Source organism: Bacillota bacterium, from assembly GCA_013314855.1.
In the GTDB taxonomy this organism is placed as follows: Bacteria; Bacillota; Clostridia; order Acetivibrionales; family DUMC01; genus Ch48.
The window spans coordinates 1-23364 of record JABUEW010000037.1 but is presented as its reverse complement, the minus strand read 5'-3'; the positions used below and the strand labels follow the sequence as shown (position 1 = coordinate 23364).

Genomic DNA, 23364 nt, shown 5'->3' with positions numbered 1-23364 from the left:
TTACCTCCTATTCGTCATATGACACCTCAATAAAATCGGTATAATATTCGTTAAAGCGGATGCAAACTCTGATACATAGTTTATATATTTTGATGAAAAGCCGCTTGTCTGATAAACGGGTATACGTTCTTTTATCTCTTTTTTTGCAGAATAGGGAAAATATAATGATAAGCCATTTGCATTGTTTACAAAATCAGCCTGAGATTTATATAAAACCGAATTTTCCACTGCTTTGATAAGTGCATCGGCTTCACCTGGATAAATAGCCTTGAATTGTTGTGCCATATGCACAATATCAACCATGTCGGTACTACCGCCGTATTCTGATGGCATACCAAATTCACGGGTTTTCGAACGAGGTTTTGCGATTTGTTGATAACTTGAACTTGAAATATCAGCAGCTTCTATAAAATCTTCCAAAGCTGATACAACATTTCCCACTTTGGTTAAATCTATAATAGATAAAGTAGTTGCTTCATCTTCCATTCCATTATTTTTATAAAAGCTAACGAAGCTATCAACAATTTCTCGTCCAATTTCATCACCGTTCATCTTTGGGTTGCTGCCCAGGCGAGACAGCCATGTAGCATAATCCCAGCCACAGCCCGGTTCTAATTCCTCTGACGCAATAAGATATTTTGCATAATCCTTCGCCATGTAGGCTGTTTCGATATTCGCCATCAAGCATGCATCAAAGCCTAGAAATTCTAATTTATGGGTTTTTAAATATGAATTATCAAACGCTGTCTTCATTTCATTTAAAGTAAGGCCATCATAATCAAACAGCTCATCAACTCCATATCCAGTTACCGCTCCGCCCCCATGGTTCCACATAATAAGCCCGAATTTATCTGCTGGAAACTTATCCATGCAGTAATTGATGAAAGCAGTCAGCGTAGAACTTTCCCCAACACTTTTGGCAGGTAATTCTTCTAAAAGTTCAATATCGTCATCAATTACTCGATACCTGGCAAGTTTATTACCAGGAATAATATCGTTTTGCCAATTAATTGTCCCGCCGGTTTGTATAATCACATTAATGTCTTTCTTTGGAAAATTTGCCGAGACCATTTCTGCAATATCATTTGTCGCCATTCCCCCCTGGCTTTCAAGGTCGGAGCCATTTATGTATACCATGATTGTGTAAAGAGCGGCGTCCTCAGGCTTCACATATTCAGATGAAGGGGAATTGCTTTCTTCATTGCCCCCGCTTTCGCCATCTGAACAGGCTGTAAAAGATAGTATCAAACAAGTAAGCATTAAAAATATTAATATTTTTTTCATGTATTGACCTCTATTCTATAGATTAAAGAAAAGGTGAGGCATCGCAACTGATTCCCACCTTAAATAATCATTTCGTTAGTCGTTCTTTTTTGGCAAGAACGGAATAATCTTTTGAGCAAAGTTTGGCATTGTCATTGTCTGCAGCCATACCTTGCCGGGTCCTGTGAGTTTTGTAAGGAATAAGCCTTCTCCACCAAATAAAATGTTTTTAAAGCCTTTTACAGTTTCTACTTCATATTTTACATCTTCTTCGAAAGCAGCAACATTGCCAGTGTCAACCTTAATGACTTCTCCTGGAGCAAGAACTTTTTCACAACATGCACCATCAATTTCAAAGAATGCAAGCCCTCTGCCGGCCAATTTTTGCAGAATAAACCCATCACCCCCGAAAAATCCGGAACCGGCATTTTTGTTGACATACATGCTAAGCTCAACTGTTGGCTGAGCACACAAAAATGCATTCTTTTGAATAATGACATTGCTATTACTAATATCAACAGCAACTATAGAACCTGGAAAAGAAGATGCCAATGTAATTTCAGCATCGTTTGCCTTTGCGGTATATGTTGCCATAAAAAGCGATTCTCCGGATAGCATTCTACCAAGACCTTTGAGAAAACCGCCTTTCATATTTGTTTTCATTACAATGTTGTCTGTCATCCAGGTCATTCCACCTGATTGGGTATAGATGCTTTCCCCATTATCCAGAGTAATAGTAACTGCTGGTAGATTACCGCCAAAAATATTGTATTTCATAATTAACCCTCCAGTCCTATAAAGTTAGGATAGGTACACTAAGCATTGTTATTGTGGCGTATATAAATCCAATAATAGCAACAGCAATAACAGCAATTCGAGTGCGTATACCTTCAAAAGACGCAGCAATACCAAGTAAAAACAGTACAACTGCATAAATAACGGTCACTAGTCCTAAAACATCTCCAAGTGAATTATCTTTTTGCCCTGCTTCTAAAGTTTTTTGTCCTTCCTCGTATTTTGCATTTGCTTCCTCATAATAGCTTTCAATAAATCCCTCTTTGTCAAAGGGGGAGGCATATTCCTGTTGTGCATCTGCCCACTCGATGGCTGCCGCCAACTCTTCACTTACATTATCAGCCATGATTTGGTCAAGTTTCCATTGGAGTTTCTCAACCTCCTCATCACCCTTGCTTTTTGCAAATTCAAGGTCAACGCGCAAGTCGCTGATCCTGTTCCAGAGCTCCATGTCTTGTGCAATGTACTGAGCTGCTTCATTATACATGGAATTTGCTTCTCCAATAATTGCAATACCCTTTGCGTATTTTGTTGCTTGATTACCGCCATAAAGCGAAGACTGCCACGATGCCCAGGCTGTCAGCACTGCAGTGATACCTAAAAATATGGCAACAAAAAGCTCAAGTCTAGCAGAAAGTTTATCTTTTTCCATATTGACCCCCTATTGAAGTTTATTGCCTTTATTGTCGGTTGCTTTATCGGTAGCGATTAAAATTATATCAATGATCCACCAAATGCCAAAACCGCCTCCCGTAATGAACTTCAAAATTCCCGTGCCGATTTTACCCAGATACATTCTGTCAATGCCCGGTAAAAGTATTGCTAAAATAAGTGCTGTTGTTTTGCTTTTCACAATAGACCCCTCCTATCTTTAATTAATTAAAGGTTAATACAGTGTACCCCACTTATTAAAAGTATAGGTCCCTTTTCATTATATGTGTCTGCTTTCACTCCATATAAACATCATCCTTTCTCTGCTTATCGAACATTTAAGATTATAGAGTAATCTTAAAAAAAAGAAACCACCCGAAAGGGTGGGAAAACACATTTTTTTATCATCCTACTTATTTTTTAATATCTTAAGTTCCTTTGCCCTGGTTACGACCTGTACCCTCCTGTTTACTCCCAGTTTTTCATATATATTCTTTATATAGCCCTTAACTGTATTTATGGTGATCTCCAACCTATCGGCAATTTCCTTATTGGACATTCCCTCTACGATGATCCATTCCAGTTCCGGAATGATCTCGGTGACCACTGCACCGTTCCGGCCAAGAGCATGCAAAATTCTTTTCTTCCACCGGTCCAGCTCTTCCTGACTTTCTGTCATCAGCTGTTTTACCAGGTTCCCAATTGAGTGTAGAAAGTGATTTTGGTGCCAATAAACGAATGAAGCTTTCGCGTAATGAGTTTATGCACCAAAATCATTGTTTACTACTTTTCATATTGAAAATATTATAATTATAGTACTTATAATTTACCATGAGCAATAAGCTGCAGGTAGTAAATAACAGGATTGGACATCAAATGCGTTTGATAGGTTTTTATCTTCTAGAATCTCATTTAAAAGGAGTATATATTATAATGGTAGGAAAAAGAATAAAACAATTACGCCAGGAACATAAAATGACGCAGCAGGATTTCGCATCTTTGTTGAACTTGAATGGCAGCGCAATATCCCTTTATGAAAACGGAAAGAGAATGCCTGAGTATGATATAATAATTAAAATCGCCAATCATTTTAACGTGACTGTCGACTGGCTTCTTGGAAGGATCGAGGAGAGGGACCTGGTAAAGCTTGAAAAAGATTATATCCCCAAAGAGTTGCTCAATGTCGGTGTAGAATACCTGAAACTGGCAAAGGAAATGGAGAATAAAAGCATACCGCCTGAAGACATAAGAAAAATCATTTCTGCGATAAACGCTCTAAAAAAGGATTAATCCTGGCATTTGTAGTCAATGTTGATGTATTCTATTCCATCAATGAATATTGAATATATGTAGGAACTCCTAGATTTATATAGAACATTAGCATCGCTCCTATTTGCAAATATTTTTGAAGAGCTTGAAATAATATTTATATTTATTTCAGGTGCCCATATAAGAAGCACTCTTCATAGGCTCCTCACAAAATTTAGCACTTCATCCAACATTGTGTCACTAGTACTGTCAAACTTTAGCAAAATAATTATACAAACTCGTCCAGATTTTGTAAATTCAAACTTTTCTACACTTTTTCATAAATTTTCTGAATATATTCTTAAATTATTGTTTTGATATTAAAATGCGATAAATTAATTAAAAGAAATATGTAGATAATTGGAGAAATTTTTATGTTGAATGTCTATTCCACATTAATTATTTAATATTTCCTTTATCAGTGTTACCAAAACCCCGTTTAATAATATAATCTTACTACCTCATCCCCGTCGACCCAAAACCACCGCCCCGGTTGGTGCCGATATTGCCCACAGACTCCACCACTTTGAGCCGCATTTTAGGCACAGCCTGCAGTACAATCTGGGCTATCCGGTCACCCTTTCGTATCTTGTAAGTACCTCCCGTATTTTCCTTAGAATCTATGCTAAGCATTTCTTCCTCATTGCAGCAGACGGGCGATGTATTGGTGATGATTATTCCCAGCTCGTCCCTGTACCCGCTGTCAACCCGGATCTCATTTCTATCGCCATCGCTTATCCTGAGAGTTAAAGGAGTTCCTTTCTTTAATGTGATCTTACCCTTCAAGCCTACTTTTCTGCGGCCTCTTCCCGTAAAGGTCTCCCTGGCTGCTGCATTAAGCCTTTTATCGGAGGTTTTACAAACCCTGTCCCCTTCCCGTATTTTCCCGCTTATGCTGCCTATTATAACGGTATCCCCCGGGTTGGACGTGTGTATGTTCCTGCCGTTAACCCTCATCCCTGTAACAATATTTCCCGGGTGCTCCTCTTCATCACTCCAGACTTCAATTCCGTCCCCTACCGACAATGAATCTTCAAGCCTGATTTTTATTGTTTTATGAGCTTTGTCATATGAAATTACCTTTCCGGTTAATCTTTATATACATCATAATCTTGTTGTCCCGCGTGTATAAATACCTGTCCCGGATGTCCCTGACTCTGCTCATCCGTAAGTGAAATCATCTCTCCCTCATCATTGGAGCAGCAGATTATAAAAGCGCCGGCAATGATATCACCATTTCTGCCATAGGTTGAAAATTCATTGGGCTTCAGTTCAAACTCCGCACTGTACCCGCCCGTTATCATATCGGACAGTCTGAGGTATGTATTGTAATTGAATTCGGGATAGTAGGACAATACATTCTGTGCTCCTGTAATTGCTGACGACAGTGCATTGGACCATAAACCTGTTTTTACATTCAGGTTAATTCCGTACCCCGACTTCATGGTTTTCCCTGATGCGGTTGGAACCTTTGCATCGGGTGTGACAGTCATACTGGCTGTAAGACTGGCCGAGTAGTTTGTGTAGGTGTATTCCCAATCACCCCGGTCTACCCACTCGCCATTATCCACCCAGTGTCCTCCGCCATCTCCATCCGAAACCCATACCCAATGAGGCTCCCATACCCAGTTTGCTTTCCAGTAACAGCTCCATAATCCCCAGGAGGCTGTTGTTTTCTGCGGCATATTGGGTACAGCAGGAATAGAATATCCATCTGGCTTTTCGTCGTTTGCCGTAGGGTTGGGTGGAACCTTTTCATTAAGGTCCACAACCCTGGCAGTTATGGTTGACCGGCTTACAGTACCTCTGTCCGCACTGGCAGTAATGGTTAAAGTTGTAGGGTATCCCGGCGTATGCCATTTTACCCAGACCTCCTGACTCTCACCTTCCGGTATAACAACATCCGTTACACTGTACCTTGAACCATTAATATTAAAGGTCACTGTCGCAGGATTGTCAGGGGTAATTCTGCTGCCGGCAGTCACAGTAATCGCAGTGATTACATCTGTGTCAACCCTGTATTCAAAATCACTTCCACCAATAACCACAGGAGTATCGGCTTCCCGAAATCGGACAATTCCCAGGCCCAGTGAAGATATGATTTGATCGTCCGACACCTTTTCGGTGGTTGGGCCATCCCAGGCCGGGAATCCCAAATCAGAGGTTTCCAGGAACATGGCAAGGGGCAAATTCTTATGGGTGAGGCTTGGCATTGTGCTTCTAAGCCTGCCTCCAATCTGCTGGTCATATAAAGCTGCTTCATGGGCTGTCATCGCAACCTTTAATCCGTCAAATGTAAAGTATGCGATAGGTTCCAATAAAAGCTTGTATTTCCCATCTATCAACTGTTCATAGTTAAAGCCTGTTATACTTGCTATACTTCTTATTATCTGTTCATCAGTAAAATAACTTTTTATAGCTACAATATTAACATTACCGTCACTACTGACTATTCTCGGCAAGGGTTGCTCTGGATTATTATATAAGTACGTACTTGTAGTCGGGGTTAATGTCGCACCATTTCTATACTGTATCTTGCTCACTTTGCCAAAATCAACCTGAATGTTATCCGGATGCCTGTTTGTAAAATCAACTGGTGTAGAAACAGCTGTATTATCGCTGTCACGGATGACTGTTACTCTCACCCCGTCATCGCCGCTATTCCAGTAATATTCACTTGTTCCATGGCTCATGCCTCCTCCGCCTCCATCAATGTTTCCCTCACCTATAGCAAAAACGTTTATTATAGATAAAAATGTAATGTAAAAGCACAATAGGCAGACTATAAACTTTTTCATTTTTTTACCTCCAAAATAAACCTCACTCCTTCCGGTTGCCCTGGCAGTCAATTCTATGAGAAATGAGCCAAAACTGCCGAACAGCCCGATATTTACAGTGTGTTTCAGCGTGACCGTTATTTTTCCATTCAACTGCACCCTGCCTGTCCCCGGAACAAAACTTGCTGTCCATGTGATTGCCGGATTTATGCCTGTCTGTTCCTTCAACTCTCGTTCCCTTGCGGTGGTTTCCGAGGCAATCCGCCCTGCGATTTCAGCCGTCCTGCAAAGCTCGTCTGCAAAGTAATCCAGCTGATGCTTTGCAATAAATACCGGAAGGACATTCACTGCAAGCGCTATAACCAGCATGGCCGACATGATGAAGATAATTACATCCACATAGCCTTCACCTGATTTTGATTGTAATAATTTGAAAACCATTTTTCTTACCTCTTTTTATTGAATTTTTTTTGGATTTTGCATATAATATAATCAGAAAGTACGAAATTCTGAAAGGATTGATTTCCATGCTGGTGGAATTAAGAGGACGCTCACAAATTACCATACCTTCTGAAATCGTAAAGCATCTGGGCATAAAAGAAGGTGACAAGTTTGAGGTAATTGAGAAGGATGGAGGCATATTTCTTTGTCCCGTCGTGGTCTATCCAAAGTCGGAAATGGCTCGTATTGCCAGGTTATTGAAGGAGACAGAAAAAGAACTGGAAAATGGCGACGTCAAGAGCTATGATGATATAGATAAAATGTTTGAAGACATGGGGATTAAACTGGATGAAGTATAGAATATCATTTACAAAGAACTTCGAAAAGAACCTGAAGAAGCTGAGCCTTAATGAGCAGAAAATTGTGGCCGGTAAGCTGAAAATCCTTCAGGAAAATCCCTATCATCCTTCTTTAAGAACAAAGAAAATCAAAGGCTATGAAGGATTGTTTGAGTGCAGCGTTAACATGGATATTCGTATTCTTTGGCGTTACTACGGTTCCGATATTATTATTACCCTGGACATCGGCCATCATTCCATAGTTGAGAATATATAAATCATATCATGGGCTTCAGAACAATCCCGAAATAGCCTTCATTATCTCCACCGTCATTACTGCAAGGTACATTATCACAAAACACCCCAGCATGAAGAATGAATACTTCCGCACTTTTGAAGGGCGTTTCATGGCAATCAGCTTCAGCTTTTGAACTTCAAGCAGTTTGAAGTCGTGAGCCAGCATTTGAAAATACACCCTGCCGTCATCACCTCTTAAAACGCTTAACAACCCTCTTACCACATCAGACAGCATGGCGCTTCCGATTCTCGCTTCAAAGCGTGAAAGCGCAGCCTCGAAGCTGCCGGATTTCATGTCGGCAATGGTTATGTCAAGCTCATTCCTGAGTGCCGGGCCTGCATTTTTCCTGTAGGTTTCAAGTATCCTTAAAACGTCCCTGTAAGGCGTCACTTTATTCTAGACTGATAGAATCACTTTAAATCAGACTTGATATAAGAATCACAGTACAAAATCTAGTAAAACAAAAACCTCCAGATATAAAGCTCTGGAGGTATAAATAACAAAAAGTTTTTATTTCTTCTTTATATAATATTATTTACTGGTTGTTTACAACCAATGCCCCATTGGTACAATGGGAAAAACGGTGTTACACCATTTTAAAAAGGTATGTGCTTCATCGATCAGAAGCAAATTAGGACGGTTTGATTCTATATATGAGTATGTCAAAAGGTTGGCCACTTTCATGGCATCAGCTCCAAACCATGATGTATTTACACCCAATGCAGAAGCTATGGATATGTAAATACCACGAAAACAAGTGCAGGAACAGTAAGAATTGTACCCTTTATCATAAATTCAGGTTCTACTCTAAAATATTTCCCACATGCCTCACATCTTACTATGGGCAGCAGTACATGCACCGGAAACAACTTTTTCCCAATCCCCATACTGCCACTGCTGTGGTATTGATACGTCCCATTTCCATACATATTTCATTGCTTCAAGCCTCGCTGTGATAGCTTCATCCTCGTTGTCATGCTCCGAAAGTATCATTGCCACCTGGTAGGTCCCGTCATCCTGCGGAATAATCGTATATCCGTGTCCCATTAGTTTAAGTTCCACACAACATACCTCCATTCATTTAGTTCTTAGGAAATAATACCATCAAAAAAGCCTTCCTGCCATAACCTGACAAGAAGGCTAATATTCAATCATTATGACCACCTCCTCATCGGTGCTGGCTTTACCACCTTGCAGCATCCTGCAGGTTGGTGCAGGATCATCGAGCCAACTCTCTACCCTGACTCTTGATAAGTCGGTTATATTTACAAATTTATTTTACAATATTTTAACATGTTTTGAAATTAAAAATTAATTCTCACATTTTTCAAAAAAAGAAAACTATTTAATGCTTACAACAGTTTCTCCACCCATTCTTTCTAATCTAAACATTTGTCTTAAACTCAAATCATCTATTCCGATTTCAATAATAAAGGGAAACAATTCCTTTAGTTTGTCTATATGAGAAAAACTATGGTACAATTTATCACTCGTCTTAAAAACTGCATACAACAGCAGGCAACTAACGTCGTTATTCTTTATCTCATGCTTTACTACCTTATAAACTCCGGTCTTAACCTGTTCCAATACGCCACAGTCCCTTAGTGTTTTTATATTTTTCGGCACTGAATAAATTAGCGTGCTTCTCTCACCCCATATTTCAAAAATTCTTCTTTTGATTTGAGACAACGTTATTTCTTCCTGCATATCTGTCAGTTTTCCGATAATGGTGCATAAGTCCCGGAAAATAGGAAATGCCAATAACAGCATTGCCCAATGGATGGCTAGCCGGTCGGACTGGATGCTATTCTTATAAACTTCTAAAGACTTATCCCGGAAAGCCCGGTTATTATCATCAATATCCACCCATATATTCATGAGAATTTCTCTTGTTTTTCTTATATTGGTACTGCTTTTAATATAATTGGCAAGATAGACATTAAGACTTTTTTTTATCTCATCTCTATTCTGGCTATTCAGCAACATTTCAACAGTTTTATCCAGCCATTCCTGCCTGATTGGTCTGGCAAATACTACAGCTTTGCTCATGAAGTCACATCCTTTATCCTGATAAATGGAACAATAACCTCTTCAATACTCATCCCGCCATGGCAAACATAACTTTTTCCTTTTGTGCCAAAAGCAGTATTTTCTTCACAAACAATATATTGGAAATCCTTCGGCAAATATATGCCGGGATACTTAAAAGCTTTAAAATTCTCCTCAACCTTATCTGTGACAGCAAAATCATGGTAAATCCTCGCCCTTAATGATGTCATTTCGGTTAGCAAGCCTTCATTTTTAGGTTTTCCCTGCCCATGGGCTTCAACATTTCCATGGTCCGAAGCCACATACACATCAAACCCTCTTTTTATTAATCCACCAACAAATCTTTTAAACTCTCCGTCGCGCGCCCATGAAGCAATATCCCTGTACATTCCTTTCTGCCCCTGGATCTGACCATGCATTAAATCATCAATAAAATTGATAACAATGCCTGCAATTTTAATGTAATAAGGTATATCTACCTCCATCCCTTTGCCAAAGTAAATTTCATTTGCCTTATATCCATTTTCTGTCCAATACTCTACCCACTGCTTTTCTTCATTTTTTAAAGAAAACGGGTCGCTATGGCTCACCGGGAGCTTACCTGAAAACACTGACTGCCTGGAAATGGCAGTAACACTCGGTACAAATGCAAAACAGCAACCATCCTCAATATTATAATCGAAATCCCCTACATGAGCAAGAATAGTCAGCCAATTTTCCACTGACATGCCATCTATAAGAATAAGCGCAATCTTTTGGCTTCTTGTCCGCATATAATCGTTTATTTTATGGACAATTACCGGGCCATCAACATTTGGGCTTGCTGAAAGTTGGTGGTAATGTTGAAACATCCATAACTTAAAAGCCTTGTTGATTTCCTGTGATAATTCATGAATATCTCTAACAGCATACCCACCGTCAACAAGCATGCGGATTTTTCCCCAGTTTTTAGCCACATCAAGCCAATCTTTGTAATTTAGACTTTCTCTTCTTATTTGCTTCTTAATTTTGGTACTTAATAAATCTACAAATTCATTAGCATTTGCTTCTTCAAACATCCTTTTTCGAATAAAATCCATGGTACCTTTGGCACCTAAATTATCGCCAAAATAGTTTTGATAAGCCACATACAGCAAATCAAGGTCAATATGGCGAGCCTTTCTCAATACCAATGCATCCAACTTTGGGAAAAGCTTAACATAATCAATTGAAACGTTATAAAAACGTTTTCTGATATCATAGGGAACAAAAATGGCAGTATCCCGTACGTGGATAACCACTTTTGAGTCTTTATTATCCCGCAGCCTTGCTTCATAATAATATCGGAATGTCAGTGGCTCTGTATATTCTATTACTTCAAAGCCCCTGCTTTTAACAGACTGCACAGCTCCGCTCCTTATGAAAAGGTTATCCTCATCAAAAAGAAGGATCCTGTTTTCATAATCTACAGCCAGCTTGTCAAGCAAGTAAGTGCAAAACAAAATCATCACTCCATAAATGCTATAAATACAGGTCTTAATACCGGACATAATTTTCTTTTGTAAGCATACTCGGTCTGTATTATTTCTTTTTCCCTGCTAATGGATTCAATTCTGCTCCTCTTGATATTTTCTATGCCAATCCTTTCAGCAGCTTCAAGCCTTAACTGCAAAGCAAAAAGATATTTTTCGTATGCCAGTTGATTCCGTTTTTCATATCTATCTTTAAGCATAAAAAAACTATTGTAAGCCGTATCTTTAGCTACGTTAAATATTTTTTCATAATCAGTATCATACAGTTGCTTTATTCCTAGTACTTCAATAACCCTTCCCGGTTTTAAAAGTTCATCCCATATTCTATTAGCTGAAGCTGGGCGCGAAAGCCCATTTGTGTTTACAAAAACAGGAATGATACGTTTATCTTGAACGTCAGAACTTATGCTGAGCTCCCAAATGGACCTATATCCCTTCTCATTGGGTAAATCCGGGATATTAATGATAACAGCACCGTCTGATTTATCCCAATGCAAAACCTGGTTAACAAGCGTCTTTATTTCTTCATGATTAAGATCAATCATTAACTGGTCAATATTTTCAATGCTCTTATTTTTCCACTCCTTATAATTTACGTACATCCGGCGCAATAAGTCTATAACATTATTGTTCTTGTCAATATTCGATATTAGAGCAACATCAAAAGTTTTATCATCTTTCATTAACTCTCGGACTTTTTTCGCCTGTGCAACTTGTTCTTTAATATCTGATTCAAGCCTGTCAAGGTAATAATCAGTGTATCTAGGGTCAGCAATTGATTTAATGTAAACATCGGTAAAATCAACTTCTGCAAGCTCACTATCAAGGACATCCTGTATTTTATCAATACCCATCTGTTCAAGGATAACAGAAAGCTTTGTTTCCAGAACTTCCATGACCCGTTTTTCCACGGTATCTTCAAGCACATAGTTATACACAAATACATTACGGCTTTGCCCGATTCTGTCCACCCTGCCGATACGTTGTTCAATTTTCATCGGATTCCAGGGAAGATCATAATTGATTACCACATTGGAAAATTGGAGATTTAAACCTTCCCCGCCGGCATCCGTAGAAATAAGAAGGTCAGTCTTTGTCCTAAATTCAGTGAGCACAGCACTTCTTTCATCAATACTCATGGAACCGTTCAGAATTGAGCATGAATACCCGCGACGTTGCAAAAAATCGCGTAAAAATATTTGCGTAGCAACAAACTCGGTAAAGATTATCACTTTTCTTCCATTATCTTCGGTATAAAGCTTGTCCAGTAGATCAACCAGGTGTTCTGCCTTGGCATCCAAAAACTGGTGCTCAGCCTGCTTTGCTACGGCTAAAATTTGCTCAAGCTCGTTAAGTTCTGAATCAATATCGAAATCCGCTGTCGATAGCAAGTTTTCCAGGGCAGTCTCTGCATCAATTTCGTACAAATCTTCCAAAGATAGCTGCAAGGTTAGCTGAGATAATTGGGATGACTGATTTTTTAGGACAGCTATCCGTTTTTCTATGCTTTCACGAATTGCAGCGGTGCTGCTGGAAACCAGTCTTTGCATGAGAACCATCAAAAACCCGACGTGGTATTTTTTCTGTTTTATGGCCTTTTTGTATCCATTGGCTACATACCTGGTTACACGCTGGTAAAGCTCCTTTTGCAAACTATGCCTTTCACTCCACTTTATACCTATAACCCTGGTTATTCTATCCTTAAAAAGCCTGTTGCCTTCATAATCTATCGCTTCGCGTTTTTCTGTGCGGATAACATAGGGTGCAACCTGCTCCTTTACTATAGCACGATAATCCGGGAAAGCCTTTTCATCCAAAAGCCTTACCAGGCGCAAAAACGGCTCTGTTTTACCCGAATGCGGAGTGGCAGTGAGCAGAAGCAGGTAGGGGCTTGCCTTGGCTAACAGGTTTGCCATCTTGTACCTTGCCACTTCACTTGAACTTCCGGCCACACGGTGGGCCTCGTCTATAATAATCAAATCCCATCCGCTGTTGATAATGGCATAGATACGTTCATCATTATACTGCCGTATCTTTTCATCGTCCCATCCTGTTCTCTTTTCTAAAGGCTTTATAGAATCCATGGGACTGATAACATTATCAAATGCCTCGTAAACATTTCCGGTGCCATAAATTCTTCTGATGGTATCATAATCTTCCGATAATACAATATTGAATTTTTCATGAAACTTGTCCAGCATTTCCATATACCACTGGGTCACAAGTCCCTTGGGGCAGATTATCAAAACCCTCTTGATGAGGCCGCGTGCTTTCAATTCCCTGATGATCAGTCCTGCTTCAATGGTTTTCCCTAAACCCACTTCATCCGCCAGCAAATAGCGGATATTGTTACCGGAAAGCGTCCTGTTCAGGGCATAAACCTGGTGTGGCAAAGGCAGGATGCTTTCGTCCAATTTAACAAAAATACCTTCAGCCAATTCATTTTTGATCCTTGCAAGGGCTGTAATATACCGCACAAATGAAACAGAGTAGTTTTCTTCCGGACTTTTGTCGAGATAATCTCCGTTGATGAAATAAGACATCTTTGACACAGGCTCATAGACCTGGTAGGAAACATAACCCCAGAGGTCTTCTTTTCCGATAACCTGCACCCGTACACCTTTAACAGTGTCATAAGCCCACTGGCCTATATCAAACATGTACCTTCCCCCATAATTAACCTTCTACTTTGCCCAAAGCATTGTCATAATACATAAGAATAGCCGGATCCTCATACACTACGTTTTCTGGCAGACGTCTGGCAATATTAACTATGGTTTTAAAATCCCTCTGCTTCCAGCACCTGTCAAAACCTGCACGGATAGCCTCCAGTCGGAACACTTTGAGCTTCCCCGTGCTGTTTACATATTCATCAAACTCTTTCAAAAGCCTCTTTTCTCTTAGTTTAGCCAGGTCTGAGGCCTTATTGACATCAGGTACATACCATCTACCATTTTCATCCTGCAGGAAATTTTCTTCCAGGATATCCCTTAGTTCAGGCATTTTCTCATATTTAAGCTGATGCAGTTCCTGGATGAATTTGGGCTGAATCTCCTGGTAGGTCTTGGGAGTTTTTAGTACATAATACAGCCACTGTATAGCTGTCCTTTCATTAGTGACAACAAACGAAAGTTGGCTGTTATTTTCAATCTCCATGCGCAGCCTTTTATCATCATAAATATTTACCTGACCAGGGAGGAAATACATCCCATCCCGTTCAACAAACCTTTCCTTAAGTCCCTGGTAAAACTCTCCCGCATCCATGGGTACAGGAATGCCGTTTATAATGTGGTATGCCACCATGCGGTCAAAAAGGAGATATGCCTGCCGCTCGGGAATCACGGTAAGCTTACCCTTGCTTTCAACCACTACCGGTAGCTTTTCAAGGTGCTGCCGTACAAAGTCCCAGACTGCATCACTACTGCCGGCATGCTCAAGAAAGCGGCGTTTGAAGCTTTCTTTGGGTTTGTATGCAGAGATAATCAAATCCTGTTTTACGGCAGAAGTAGTAGTAACCTGCTTAAAACTTCCCTGTTGCTTATCTAATGTACGCACATCGGCTACCACAAAGCCTGCCCGCAGCAATGCCTCCTGGATGCTGTTCCACACCGCATTGGAAGAATTATGAAACTCTACCGTCATCCAGCGGCCGGGTTTCAAGATGCGGTAGCACTCGGCAAAGCATTTTTCCATGAGCTCCTGGTATTCAGTCAAGCCTTTCTTTTGGACTTTGTTGATAACCGCCTCAGGTTTGTTGTTGGTAAATACCCTAAGCCATGCTTCCCAGAGGAAGTTGAGCTCTGAATACATCAAGTTGCTGCCGAACGGCGGGTCTGTGAAGATGTAGTCGATAGAGTTGTTTGGAACCATTACTACATTTGTATGACTATTTGTTGATATAATCGAATTATCTTTTATTATAAGCTTATTAAATACATGAGTAAACCTTTTAAAAAATTTATTCTTAAATTGATCATAAATATTATTCTCTTTAATTAGAGATGGCATATATAACGTGCCACTTGTAATATTTGATGGAAATGATACATTAAAACGCATAGCGTTTAGTTTACAGTGTCTTTGTTGTACATTATTAAAACCAAACAGTAAAGCTTCCCTTATTTTTTGAATTTGCACCAGTAAAATCTTTTTATATAAACTCGCCAATACCCACAAATTCCTCTTCGTATAAAAATGGTGCACATGGGTTATTCCATGAGATTTTTTTGGCTGCTCGGTATTATATCCCTCCGGCATCCTGTCCGTGGGATACCAGTAAGGTATTTCCATTTCCTCGATTCTTTGCAGGAGTTCTAAGTCAAAGGCATCGGGGTCCTTATTACAGCGTTTATTATCCACCGAATAGCTGATATGCACCGGCACTTGTTTTGCAAAGGTATGGTTCTCCTTTAAAGCCCTGTCATATACCGTCTCTTTTGCCCTTTCGCAGTCGGTTTTTTTCAGTTCGCTTCTACAGTGCGGGCAGGAAAATCGTTCAACCACCTGTCCTTTTTCTTTGTCCACCGCTGTTTCCCAGAAAACAATTTCTTTAGAGCAGTTAGGGCATACAAAAACATCCGACCAGACCACGTAGTTTATCCTCCCTATGATCGGTTTCCCGTCAATTCCCGTGATTACCTTGCCGCTTTCGTCGACATGCTGTGTCTCATACATCCAGCCGCACTCTTTTTCGCACTCGTCAAGGATTCTCTTCGCTTCTTTCTCAAACTCTACAACGTCTACCGGAAGGTTATAATTGGCAGCAATAAAGGTTGCTGCAGGCGAAAGGTCGTTTAGTATGGCCTTCCGTGCCCCCCATTTCACGTATGGCATTTCGCTTTCAATCCGCAGTTTAAATTCAGGGTCAGGATTGCCACACATCTGGGCTGCCACCCCCGTCATACCGGTGCCGCAGAAGCCATCGAAGACTATATCACCCGGCTCCGTATAGTGCAGGATATAACGCATTATTGCTTTATATGGCACCTTGGTGTGGTAACTGTGGGCATTGTATATAGGATCATTTTTCCCTTCACTGACATCTGCAGCAAAAGGTTCCCGATGGTAACAGTCATTTTCTTCATCATAGGGTTTGCCATGCTCTTTTATGAAGTCCTCAATAAAGGGATTGGGGCATGCAGTATAATACGGCGGCTGCGATAATGCAATAATATCCTCATCCCTGCCTATGGGAAATCCTTCGAAATGACGTACTTTGTCCAATAGCTCTTTAGTCAGCTTCATTTGCTTCATTAATCCTTCCTCCTGTAAATTTCAATTCCTTTTCGTTCAATGTTTTGCCTTAACTCATCGTTGGCAAGCCTGTCCATAGTAATTTACTTCTTAATAATTATCCTTAATTTATTCTTATCTTTTCCCTTAGACCACCTAGCAATTAATGTATCAAACTTTCTTTTCAAGTCATCAATCGTGCATGGACCCCAGGAAAGGATGGTTTGGCTTAGCTCGCCAATGTCCACTTCTACCTTGTCAAGTCCCTGCAGCAATGTATTCACTGCTTCTATAAAGTGGTTGTCTACAATCTCCGGTAATTTTTGGCTTGATAAAAATGCTTTTATTACCTGTTTTTGTTCCGGTTTAAGATACTCTGTATCACTGGCTACCAGCGGGTCTTGAATGCTTGATAAAATCGCCTGTGTCCATTCCTTTAGAAGTCTTTCAAGTTTATCTTCTATTATATCAAGACTGCCTTTGACCGGTTTTTCATTATCCGAAGGTTTAAAATGGCAGTGAGGACAAATATGGCTTTGCTTAAGTTCCACGGAAGAAAGCTCATAACATACCTTGAGCGGAGACAGTTCTTTCTCAACAATTTCGTTAAATATACCCACCGAAAGAATACCGGATATATTTGTAAGTTTTTTTAAGTTTGCCATGGTCTTATCTTCAAGGATTCTTCCTTTCCTGGCGCTGTCGTTTATACCCAGACGGCATTTTGCGTGCAAATCCATATAATATGTAATATACTCTTCTTTCAGGGCATTTAGCCTCTGATTGATGATGGTTGCATAGTCGGTAACATCATCCGGTGTTCTAAGGGCATCCCTTACGGCAAAGAAGGCATCTTTTTCAGCCTTAATTTTATTTTTCCAGTTTTCGTCATCTACTACAAGTTCTACTTTACTGAAATACTCAATGTTAGCAGAGCATTGATTCTTTAAGTCCTGGTATCTTTCCACGATCCGGATTGTTCTGATGCTTTCGGCAATGTTTTCAAGCTGCTTAATTGTGTAATCAAAATTTATTAGTTTTGCCGGTGTATTAAAGCGGCTATTGACTGCATTGGCAAAATCCAATACCACGCGGGTTTTTTCCTTGTAATCGTCCATAATATTATTGGGAATAAGCTGTTCACCCCAGAGAACAAAATTCTCGTTTAAAATATTCCTGGCATGCAGAGCCCTGTCAGCGAGGTTTCTAGTGGTGCTTAATAGTTCTTTTACTGCGTCATCCCATGTATTGGGGTTTACGATGAGTCCTTCAGGAATACCAAGTACACTAAACGCTTTTTTCAGTTCAGCCATGGCAGGGGCTTTAGGCCTTGCAATATGTTTAAATTCAATCAAGTACAAGAGATTTTCTTTTGCCAGTGCATCGAGATTTGATGCATCATACCTTACATTATTGCCGGCAAGAATTGTCACATATCCGCTATAAGCCATGGCAGCCAAGATGAGAACTATCCATTCTCGTCCCAGTTTAAATTCCTTGTCATAATACACATCATGGTATGGGTTGTCAAAAATATCCATAGCATTTAAAACATTATTGGAGGGCAGGCTGTTTATTTTTTTGATAAAATGCATAGCATACATTGAGTTCTCGGGCTTTATTTTACCTTCTGACAACAGTCCGAAGCTGTCCAAAAGATTCGCTCCGTCCTGGGTTTGCTTTCCGGCAATATAATCAAGTCCTCTACCCAATACTTCCCGGATATTCCTTTCGGTGATTTTTACCTGGAATTTTGGATACCTGGGATATTTTTCGTTAAAATAATCAGATAAGGATATCGAAGCTGCCATGTCAATTATTTCTTTAAAAGTCTTGTCATTAAGACGTTTACCGTGCAAAACCTCGATAAGCTGTCTTGTTATGCCTTTGTATGTAACTGTAAAGCAAGAAATCTTATTGGCGTCAATCCATTTTTTAGCTGCCTTTTTATAATCTTCGGCTTTTCTGTTGTATATTTTCTTTGTATCCGACTGGGCTGCGAGAAGTTCCATTTCCGTGGCTGCTGCAAACATTTTTAAGTTCGATTTAAACTCTTCATCGCCTTTAAATTTTAAGAAAACCTCGTCATCTTTTTTTTCATCAGCAGCCGTTAATACTCCATATGGAGGCAGAAAATAAACGTAAAAATCCCTTGGGGGCTGTGCCGTAGGTCGTTCATTTGACTCACCCATGAACAAGTAACCAATCCTGTAAATGTTTTTTTCTTCCCAGTTTATAAAATATTCATAAATCTTGTGTCCGGGAACATACTCATTTGCATCCCAATCAAGCATGTCATAAATAATGGAATAAAAATAATGGTTTAATTGCGAATCATGAAGTACGTTCGCTTTTTGCTCGATTTTGGCATCGTAATCAATGTCCTTTTTCAAATCAAGGTAGTACTGTTCATTATCCTTATTATATGCAATAAACTGTCCGCTTACTGTTTCCATGATTGCCTTCATTACTGATTGGATTGTTGAAAGAAGAAACTCTTCTTCCTTTATAGGTGTATCTATATAAAGGCACAGGTCATCCTTTAGATTCTGAACAATAAGGCCTGATTTTACATCAAGGCTGCCCGTGGTTAATCTGTGCACACTCAAAGCATAAATGATTCGGATGGCTAACGGCTTATATACCGCTTTCGCAGTGAATGAACGATTGATGATATCTTCTAATAAGCTGCTTTTATCCAGTACTTCTTTTATTTCCGGCTCAGCCTTCTTGGCAAGGTTTTCCTTGATATATTTCCAGTAGGAATCATAGGATTTTATTCCCGGTTCATCTGAAGGGACTTCCGTGTCAATGATACTCTTAACAGTTGCTGAAATTGTTTTTAATACTTCTCGTTTTTCTGCCAAATAAACGCGCTGGAATGTTTCAATATACGCAGGGTGGATGGGAAACAGGTCAACAAACTCTTCCATGCGTTCTGCCATGTTCTTATATAGACTACAGAATTTTTGCAGGTGTTCCCGTATTTTTGCTTTTTGTTCTGCATTCTTTTTCAGGATGCGTTCCGAAACGACATAGGCAATGTCTTCTCTTCTGATAATTGCCTGTTCAAACCTGTCTTTAACTTTTAATAGTGTGGTCGACACAAAAGTAAAACTTGGGTTGTCAAACAGCGCTTCCTGTACACCGCAAATAACCCTGAATCTCGAGTTTTTGATGAACTCACCAAGTTCTCTTAAAAAGGCAAAATCAAGCATTAAATCCATTTGTGTCCTGCTCTTTAGATAATCCAGCAATTCGTCAATAACCAGCAAATAACCCTTGGTACCATAAGCGCACTCAAATTTTGCCATCATTTCGTTCAAAGCTTCCTTATTGCTGGTTATGGTGTCTGCTGGTGGAAAAGTAAAAAAAATACCTCTTTTTGATAAATCTTTTTCAAGTTCTTTTGTTATGATATCTCTAAGAGATGTTTTGACTGCACCTATCTCAATACGTAGCACTTCGAATTTACCTGCAATTGGTTTTATATATTCGGCAAACTTTTTATTCTTTAGATATTTAATATTATTTTCATCTTCAGCTATTGCCGATATGACAGACATGAGATGCGATTTACCCGTACCATAATTACCGACAAGAAATACTCCTTTGTTATCCACAACTTCATTTAGATTAAGTTCTGAAAGTATCTTGTCATTAATCATTTTAGCCATATCATCCGACATGACATAACTTTCGATAAGTTTTGCTGCTTTTTCCGAATCATCGGCATCCTTAATTTGAATAACAGTTTCAATGGGCTCAAAACTCACCAGTTCACTGTACTTCATTCTATCACCTCTATTTTGTGATGCAATATGCATCATAATTTTTTATCTCGTAGCTGTGATAATCATCATAACCTGGTTCTGCATAAGTGAGAATTCCGTTTTTAAAAGTGCCTTCCCATAATATAATTAGACGTTTGTTTTTCCCTGCCAATGTAAATAATTTAATAACATCAAGGGAATATTCGGGTGAAAAAAGAACATCAATGTTTTCTATCACAACATTTTCCGAATCAGTCACTTCTATTATTTTTCTTACAATATCCACTATCTCCTCTTTTCTAGCTTCTTTCGGCAACTTTAAAAGATGTTCGGATACAATGAGTCCAAGATTTAGCCATTCCCAATTCGAAAAGAAGTATTTCAATATATCCCTGTCAACACAGGCAATAATAACTTTTTGACTTTTTACCGAATATCCTTCAGCAATTTCTTTGAGCATCAAATGACCATCCATATAAAACACCTACTTTTCACATTTCTATTCTATTAATTTTTGCAAGAATATTCAAGAATAAATTGATATTACAGTTTCTTTTTCCTTTGGCTGTTTCCTCCCCCCGCCCACGGGAACATATCCAATTCCTCCCAAGAACCCATAAAGCCTTGCTATGCAAGGTTTTACTCACTGTGTTTTCTTTTGAGCGATACTACGCACTCAACGTGCTTCGAACGGCGAAAAACACTAAAAAAAACACTTGATATGTTTTCACACATCAAGTTTAAGGTTAGCATTTTGTCTAAAAATCCTCATCTTCTATGAGTTCAAATATATGTTTGCTTTTACCTAAAAGCTCATCTTCCTTTTCTGTAAGACGATAAGAGAATCAAGCCAATCAGCCTTATCACGCGCCCATTTCAAGTATTTAAAAGCTTTTCCCTTTTTTCTTTATCGACAACCTCATCTATTTTTCTTTCCTCTACCACATTTTGCTATCGACGCATTTTTCAATATTCATTAGATTCATTATGCACCTGAAACATAAAATCATAGCTCTTTATGTCTTCTTCCTTATATTCCTTATAAATAAACGGATAAAATCATTCAGCACCATAGTGACTAACAGTATTTTCGGCCTTAGCATATATATTATCTTAAGGTATACATTTTATTATTGAGGGCATCTTCTTTGTCTTACTTATTAAACCCATATATTAAACCTCCTGAAAAAGCATCTCCTGCACCCACACGATCCACTATATCAGTAATATCGTATTTTCGGCTATGATAAAAGTTTTCGCCATCGTTCAGGCATGCAGACCATCCATTATAATCTGCGCTTTTACTTTCGTGCAATGTAATTATCATAACCTTTAGGTTCGGGAATTCTTCCATAACCTTATCCGAAAGTTCTTTATACTTGTCAACATTTAATTTTCCTCTTTCAACATTAACATCTACAGTTATGCCAAAATAGCTATATAGGTATAAATGTATGTAATGTACATTATTTAGTATCACTTAAGTACCACTTAAAAACAATTTTTTTGAATAATTTTGGCAAAAAATGGATAATGGCAAAAATTAAAAAATCCTTCAAATACTCTAAAATCAAGTATTTGAAGGATTTTTTCTGGAGCCCTCAACCAGAATCGAACTGGTGACCTCATCCTTACCATGGATGCGCTCTACCTACTGAGCTATGAGGGCATACAATGGAGCGGGTGAAGGGAATCGAACCCTCGCAGTCAGCTTGGGAAGCTGATATTCTACCATTGAATTACACCCGCGCTAATGCTCATATTTATAAATTTCATAATTAAATTTCTCTGCAATAAATTATATTCATTATACTTATTAAATTTATTGCTGATACTACATTTTTTATACCACAATTCTAATATTTTGTCTAGGTCTTTATTCATTGATATAATGCAATTTGAATTTTTCTTCTTCAAAATATTTCTCTAATTTACGTTTTACTCTTTGTAAGGCATTGTCTATAGATTTAACATGCCTATGCAACTCAAGGGCAATTTCGTTATAGGATTTTCCTTCAAGGTATAAGGACAGTACTTTCCACTCCAGCTTGCTTAACATTTCATTTAATTTTCCCTCTATCCCTGCAATTTCTTCCCTGCTTATAATCATTTCTTCCGGGTCTGAAACAACCTCATTGCCGCAAATTACATCCAGCAGGGTCCTATCGGATTCCTCATCGAAAACCGGTTTATTCAATGATATGTAAGAGTTTAAAGGTATATGTTTTTGTCTTGTAGCAGTTTTTACGGCAGTGATAATTTGCCTTGTTATGCAAAGTTCAGCAAAACACTTGAAGGATGACAGCTTGTCCCCTTTAAAATCTCTTATTGCCTTATAAAGCCCTATCATTCCTTCCTGGATTATATCTTCCCTATCGGCACCAATAAGAAAATATGTCCTTGCCTTTGCACGTACAAAATTTTTATATTTATGGATTAGATATTCGAGGGCCTTATCATTTCCCGACCTTGCTGCCATAACAATTTCCTCATCATCCATTACACTATAAATAGAAGTTGTCTCAAGTTGTAAATTGGACTTCAAAGTAATGCCCCCTTCTACTTTCTTTAATGTACCTTTACTTTGCTTTATTATTCTTATTTTTTGTTAATAGCAGGGAAATACTTATACTACACCCATTTTATCATTAAAATAAATATATATACATTATAAATTAATAGATACCATTATGTCAAGTTGTATTAAGCTGCAAAACGGGCGCATTTTCAAATTTTGAAGAAAATGCTGGAAGTAACATTGCGGAAAGTCTTATAGAGCCTGTTAATCCGACGAGGGGTAAGCAAATCAACTGTTCTAAGCAAAATAATTACATTGAAATATTATTAAATTCTATTCAAATTATTTTGCGAGTTTGATTTGCCCCGAAGTGAATTTACAGGCTCTTAAGACTTGGAGCATTTAGTTAC

20 protein-coding genes, 2 tRNA genes and 1 riboswitch are annotated in these 23364 nt (G+C 38.9%); of the genes, 3 read left to right on the top strand and 19 right to left on the bottom strand.

Features of this window, described 5'->3' with window-relative positions; genetic code table 11:
• The 5 genes from HPY74_08435 to HPY74_08415 form a co-directional block, all read right to left on the bottom strand.
• A complete protein-coding gene (locus HPY74_08435) occupies positions 1–1284 on the bottom strand; it encodes a hypothetical protein (protein NSW90686.1) in 1284 nt (427 codons plus the stop codon).
• Between the two features lie 75 nt (positions 1285–1359).
• Positions 1360–2040 carry a TIGR00266 family protein gene (locus HPY74_08430; GenBank protein NSW90685.1) on the bottom strand — a complete coding sequence of 227 codons (681 nt, stop codon included), beginning with the start codon at positions 2038–2040 and terminating at the stop codon, positions 1360–1362.
• 16 nt (positions 2041–2056) lie between these two features.
• Positions 2057–2710 carry a hypothetical protein gene (locus HPY74_08425; GenBank protein ID NSW90684.1) on the bottom strand — a complete coding sequence of 218 codons (654 nt, stop codon included), beginning with the start codon at positions 2708–2710 and terminating at the stop codon, positions 2057–2059.
• A gap of 9 nt (positions 2711–2719) precedes the next feature.
• Entirely contained in the window at positions 2720–2911 is a 192-nt protein-coding gene (locus HPY74_08420; protein ID NSW90683.1) for a TM2 domain-containing protein, read from the bottom strand.
• Positions 2912–3118: 207 nt separating this feature from the next.
• A complete protein-coding gene (locus HPY74_08415; GenBank protein NSW90682.1) occupies positions 3119–3388 on the bottom strand; it encodes a hypothetical protein in 270 nt (89 codons plus the stop codon).
• Positions 3389–3642: 254 nt separating this feature from the next.
• On the opposite strand from HPY74_08415, the gene HPY74_08410 reads away from it, so the two are divergent.
• Positions 3643–3999 (top strand): helix-turn-helix transcriptional regulator, encoded by a 357-nt coding sequence (locus HPY74_08410; protein NSW90681.1) that lies wholly within the window; start codon positions 3643–3645, stop codon positions 3997–3999.
• A 474-nt stretch (positions 4000–4473) separates the two neighbouring features.
• On the opposite strand, the gene HPY74_08405 is transcribed toward HPY74_08410, so the two are convergent.
• Positions 4474–5043: an aminotransferase gene (locus tag HPY74_08405; protein NSW90680.1), complete on the bottom strand. Its 570-nt coding sequence runs from the start codon at positions 5041–5043 to the stop codon at positions 4474–4476.
• 62 nt (positions 5044–5105) lie between these two features.
• Complete coding sequence (locus HPY74_08400) at positions 5106–7235, bottom strand: DUF4320 family protein (protein NSW90679.1); 2130 nt, start codon at positions 7233–7235, stop codon at positions 5106–5108.
• A gap of 86 nt (positions 7236–7321) precedes the next feature.
• Between HPY74_08400 and HPY74_08395 the strand changes: the two genes are divergently transcribed.
• Together HPY74_08395 and HPY74_08390 are read left to right on the top strand one after the other, a co-directional pair.
• Entirely contained in the window at positions 7322–7594 is a 273-nt protein-coding gene (locus HPY74_08395; protein NSW90678.1) for an AbrB/MazE/SpoVT family DNA-binding domain-containing protein, read from the top strand.
• The gene (locus HPY74_08390; protein NSW90677.1) at positions 7584–7850 is read left to right on the top strand and encodes a cytotoxin; all 267 of its coding nucleotides are present in this window, start codon (positions 7584–7586) and stop codon (positions 7848–7850) included. The genes HPY74_08395 and HPY74_08390 overlap by 11 nt, the downstream gene beginning before the upstream one ends.
• A 15-nt stretch (positions 7851–7865) precedes the next feature.
• Here HPY74_08390 and HPY74_08385 read toward each other — a convergent pair whose 3' ends face one another.
• The 12 genes from HPY74_08385 to sigH form a co-directional block, all read right to left on the bottom strand.
• Positions 7866–8261: a hypothetical protein gene (locus tag HPY74_08385; protein NSW90676.1), complete on the bottom strand. Its 396-nt coding sequence runs from the start codon at positions 8259–8261 to the stop codon at positions 7866–7868.
• Positions 8262–8699: 438 nt separating this feature from the next.
• Positions 8700–8933 (bottom strand): hypothetical protein, encoded by a 234-nt coding sequence (locus tag HPY74_08380; GenBank protein ID NSW90675.1) that lies wholly within the window; start codon positions 8931–8933, stop codon positions 8700–8702.
• 103 nt (positions 8934–9036) lie between these two features.
• Positions 9037–9128: riboswitch (SAM riboswitch) on the bottom strand.
• 84 nt (positions 9129–9212) lie between these two features.
• A complete protein-coding gene (locus HPY74_08375) occupies positions 9213–9920 on the bottom strand; it encodes a hypothetical protein (GenBank protein ID NSW90674.1) in 708 nt (235 codons plus the stop codon).
• Positions 9917–11401: a BREX-3 system phosphatase PglZ gene (gene pglZ, locus HPY74_08370; protein ID NSW90673.1), complete on the bottom strand. Its 1485-nt coding sequence runs from the start codon at positions 11399–11401 to the stop codon at positions 9917–9919. Before pglZ ends, HPY74_08375 begins: the two co-directional genes overlap by 4 nt.
• Before the next feature lie 5 nt (positions 11402–11406).
• Complete coding sequence (locus HPY74_08365) at positions 11407–14091, bottom strand: DEAD/DEAH box helicase (GenBank protein NSW90672.1); 2685 nt, start codon at positions 14089–14091, stop codon at positions 11407–11409.
• Between the two features lie 16 nt (positions 14092–14107).
• Positions 14108–16675 carry a DNA methylase gene (locus HPY74_08360; protein ID NSW90671.1) on the bottom strand — a complete coding sequence of 856 codons (2568 nt, stop codon included), beginning with the start codon at positions 16673–16675 and terminating at the stop codon, positions 14108–14110.
• A gap of 92 nt (positions 16676–16767) precedes the next feature.
• Positions 16768–20457, bottom strand: coding sequence for an exonuclease SbcC (locus HPY74_08355; protein ID NSW90670.1), 3690 nt, complete (start codon positions 20455–20457; stop codon positions 16768–16770).
• A 10-nt stretch (positions 20458–20467) separates the two neighbouring features.
• A complete protein-coding gene (gene brxF / locus HPY74_08350; GenBank protein ID NSW90669.1) occupies positions 20468–20911 on the bottom strand; it encodes a BREX-3 system P-loop-containing protein BrxF in 444 nt (147 codons plus the stop codon).
• 678 nt (positions 20912–21589) lie between these two features.
• Entirely contained in the window at positions 21590–21916 is a 327-nt protein-coding gene (locus HPY74_08345; GenBank protein ID NSW90668.1) for a hypothetical protein, read from the bottom strand.
• Between the two features lie 113 nt (positions 21917–22029).
• Positions 22030–22105: transfer RNA gene (locus tag HPY74_08340), tRNA-Thr, on the bottom strand.
• A 6-nt stretch (positions 22106–22111) separates the two neighbouring features.
• Positions 22112–22185: transfer RNA gene (locus HPY74_08335), tRNA-Gly, on the bottom strand.
• Between the two features lie 127 nt (positions 22186–22312).
• Entirely contained in the window at positions 22313–22981 is a 669-nt protein-coding gene (gene sigH, locus HPY74_08330; protein NSW90667.1) for an RNA polymerase sporulation sigma factor SigH, read from the bottom strand.
• Between the last annotated feature and the right edge of the window lie 383 nt (positions 22982–23364).

Bases quoted from the DNA above. Each gene is read 5' to 3' on its own strand.
- HPY74_08375 (NSW90674.1), bottom strand. From the start codon at position 9,920: ATGAGCAAAGCTGTAGTATTTGCCAGACCAATCAGGCAGGAATGGCTG.
- HPY74_08415 (NSW90682.1), bottom strand. From the start codon at position 3,388: ATGACAGAAAGTCAGGAAGAGCTGGACCGGTGGAAGAAAAGAATTTTG.
- HPY74_08365 (NSW90672.1), bottom strand. From the start codon at position 14,091: ATGTTTGATATAGGCCAGTGGGCTTATGACACTGTTAAAGGTGTACGG.
- HPY74_08425 (NSW90684.1), bottom strand. From the start codon at position 2,710: ATGGAAAAAGATAAACTTTCTGCTAGACTTGAGCTTTTTGTTGCCATA.
- HPY74_08410 (NSW90681.1), top strand. From the start codon at position 3,643: ATGGTAGGAAAAAGAATAAAACAATTACGCCAGGAACATAAAATGACG.
- HPY74_08400 (NSW90679.1), bottom strand. From the start codon at position 7,235: ATGGTTTTCAAATTATTACAATCAAAATCAGGTGAAGGCTATGTGGAT.
- brxF (NSW90669.1), bottom strand. From the start codon at position 20,911: ATGGATGGTCATTTGATGCTCAAAGAAATTGCTGAAGGATATTCGGTA.
- HPY74_08395 (NSW90678.1), top strand. From the start codon at position 7,322: ATGCTGGTGGAATTAAGAGGACGCTCACAAATTACCATACCTTCTGAA.
- HPY74_08435 (NSW90686.1), bottom strand. From the start codon at position 1,284: ATGAAAAAAATATTAATATTTTTAATGCTTACTTGTTTGATACTATCT.
- HPY74_08360 (NSW90671.1), bottom strand. From the start codon at position 16,675: ATGAAGCTGACTAAAGAGCTATTGGACAAAGTACGTCATTTCGAAGGA.
- HPY74_08355 (NSW90670.1), bottom strand. From the start codon at position 20,457: ATGAAGTACAGTGAACTGGTGAGTTTTGAGCCCATTGAAACTGTTATT.
- HPY74_08430 (NSW90685.1), bottom strand. From the start codon at position 2,040: ATGAAATACAATATTTTTGGCGGTAATCTACCAGCAGTTACTATTACT.
- HPY74_08390 (NSW90677.1), top strand. From the start codon at position 7,584: ATGAAGTATAGAATATCATTTACAAAGAACTTCGAAAAGAACCTGAAG.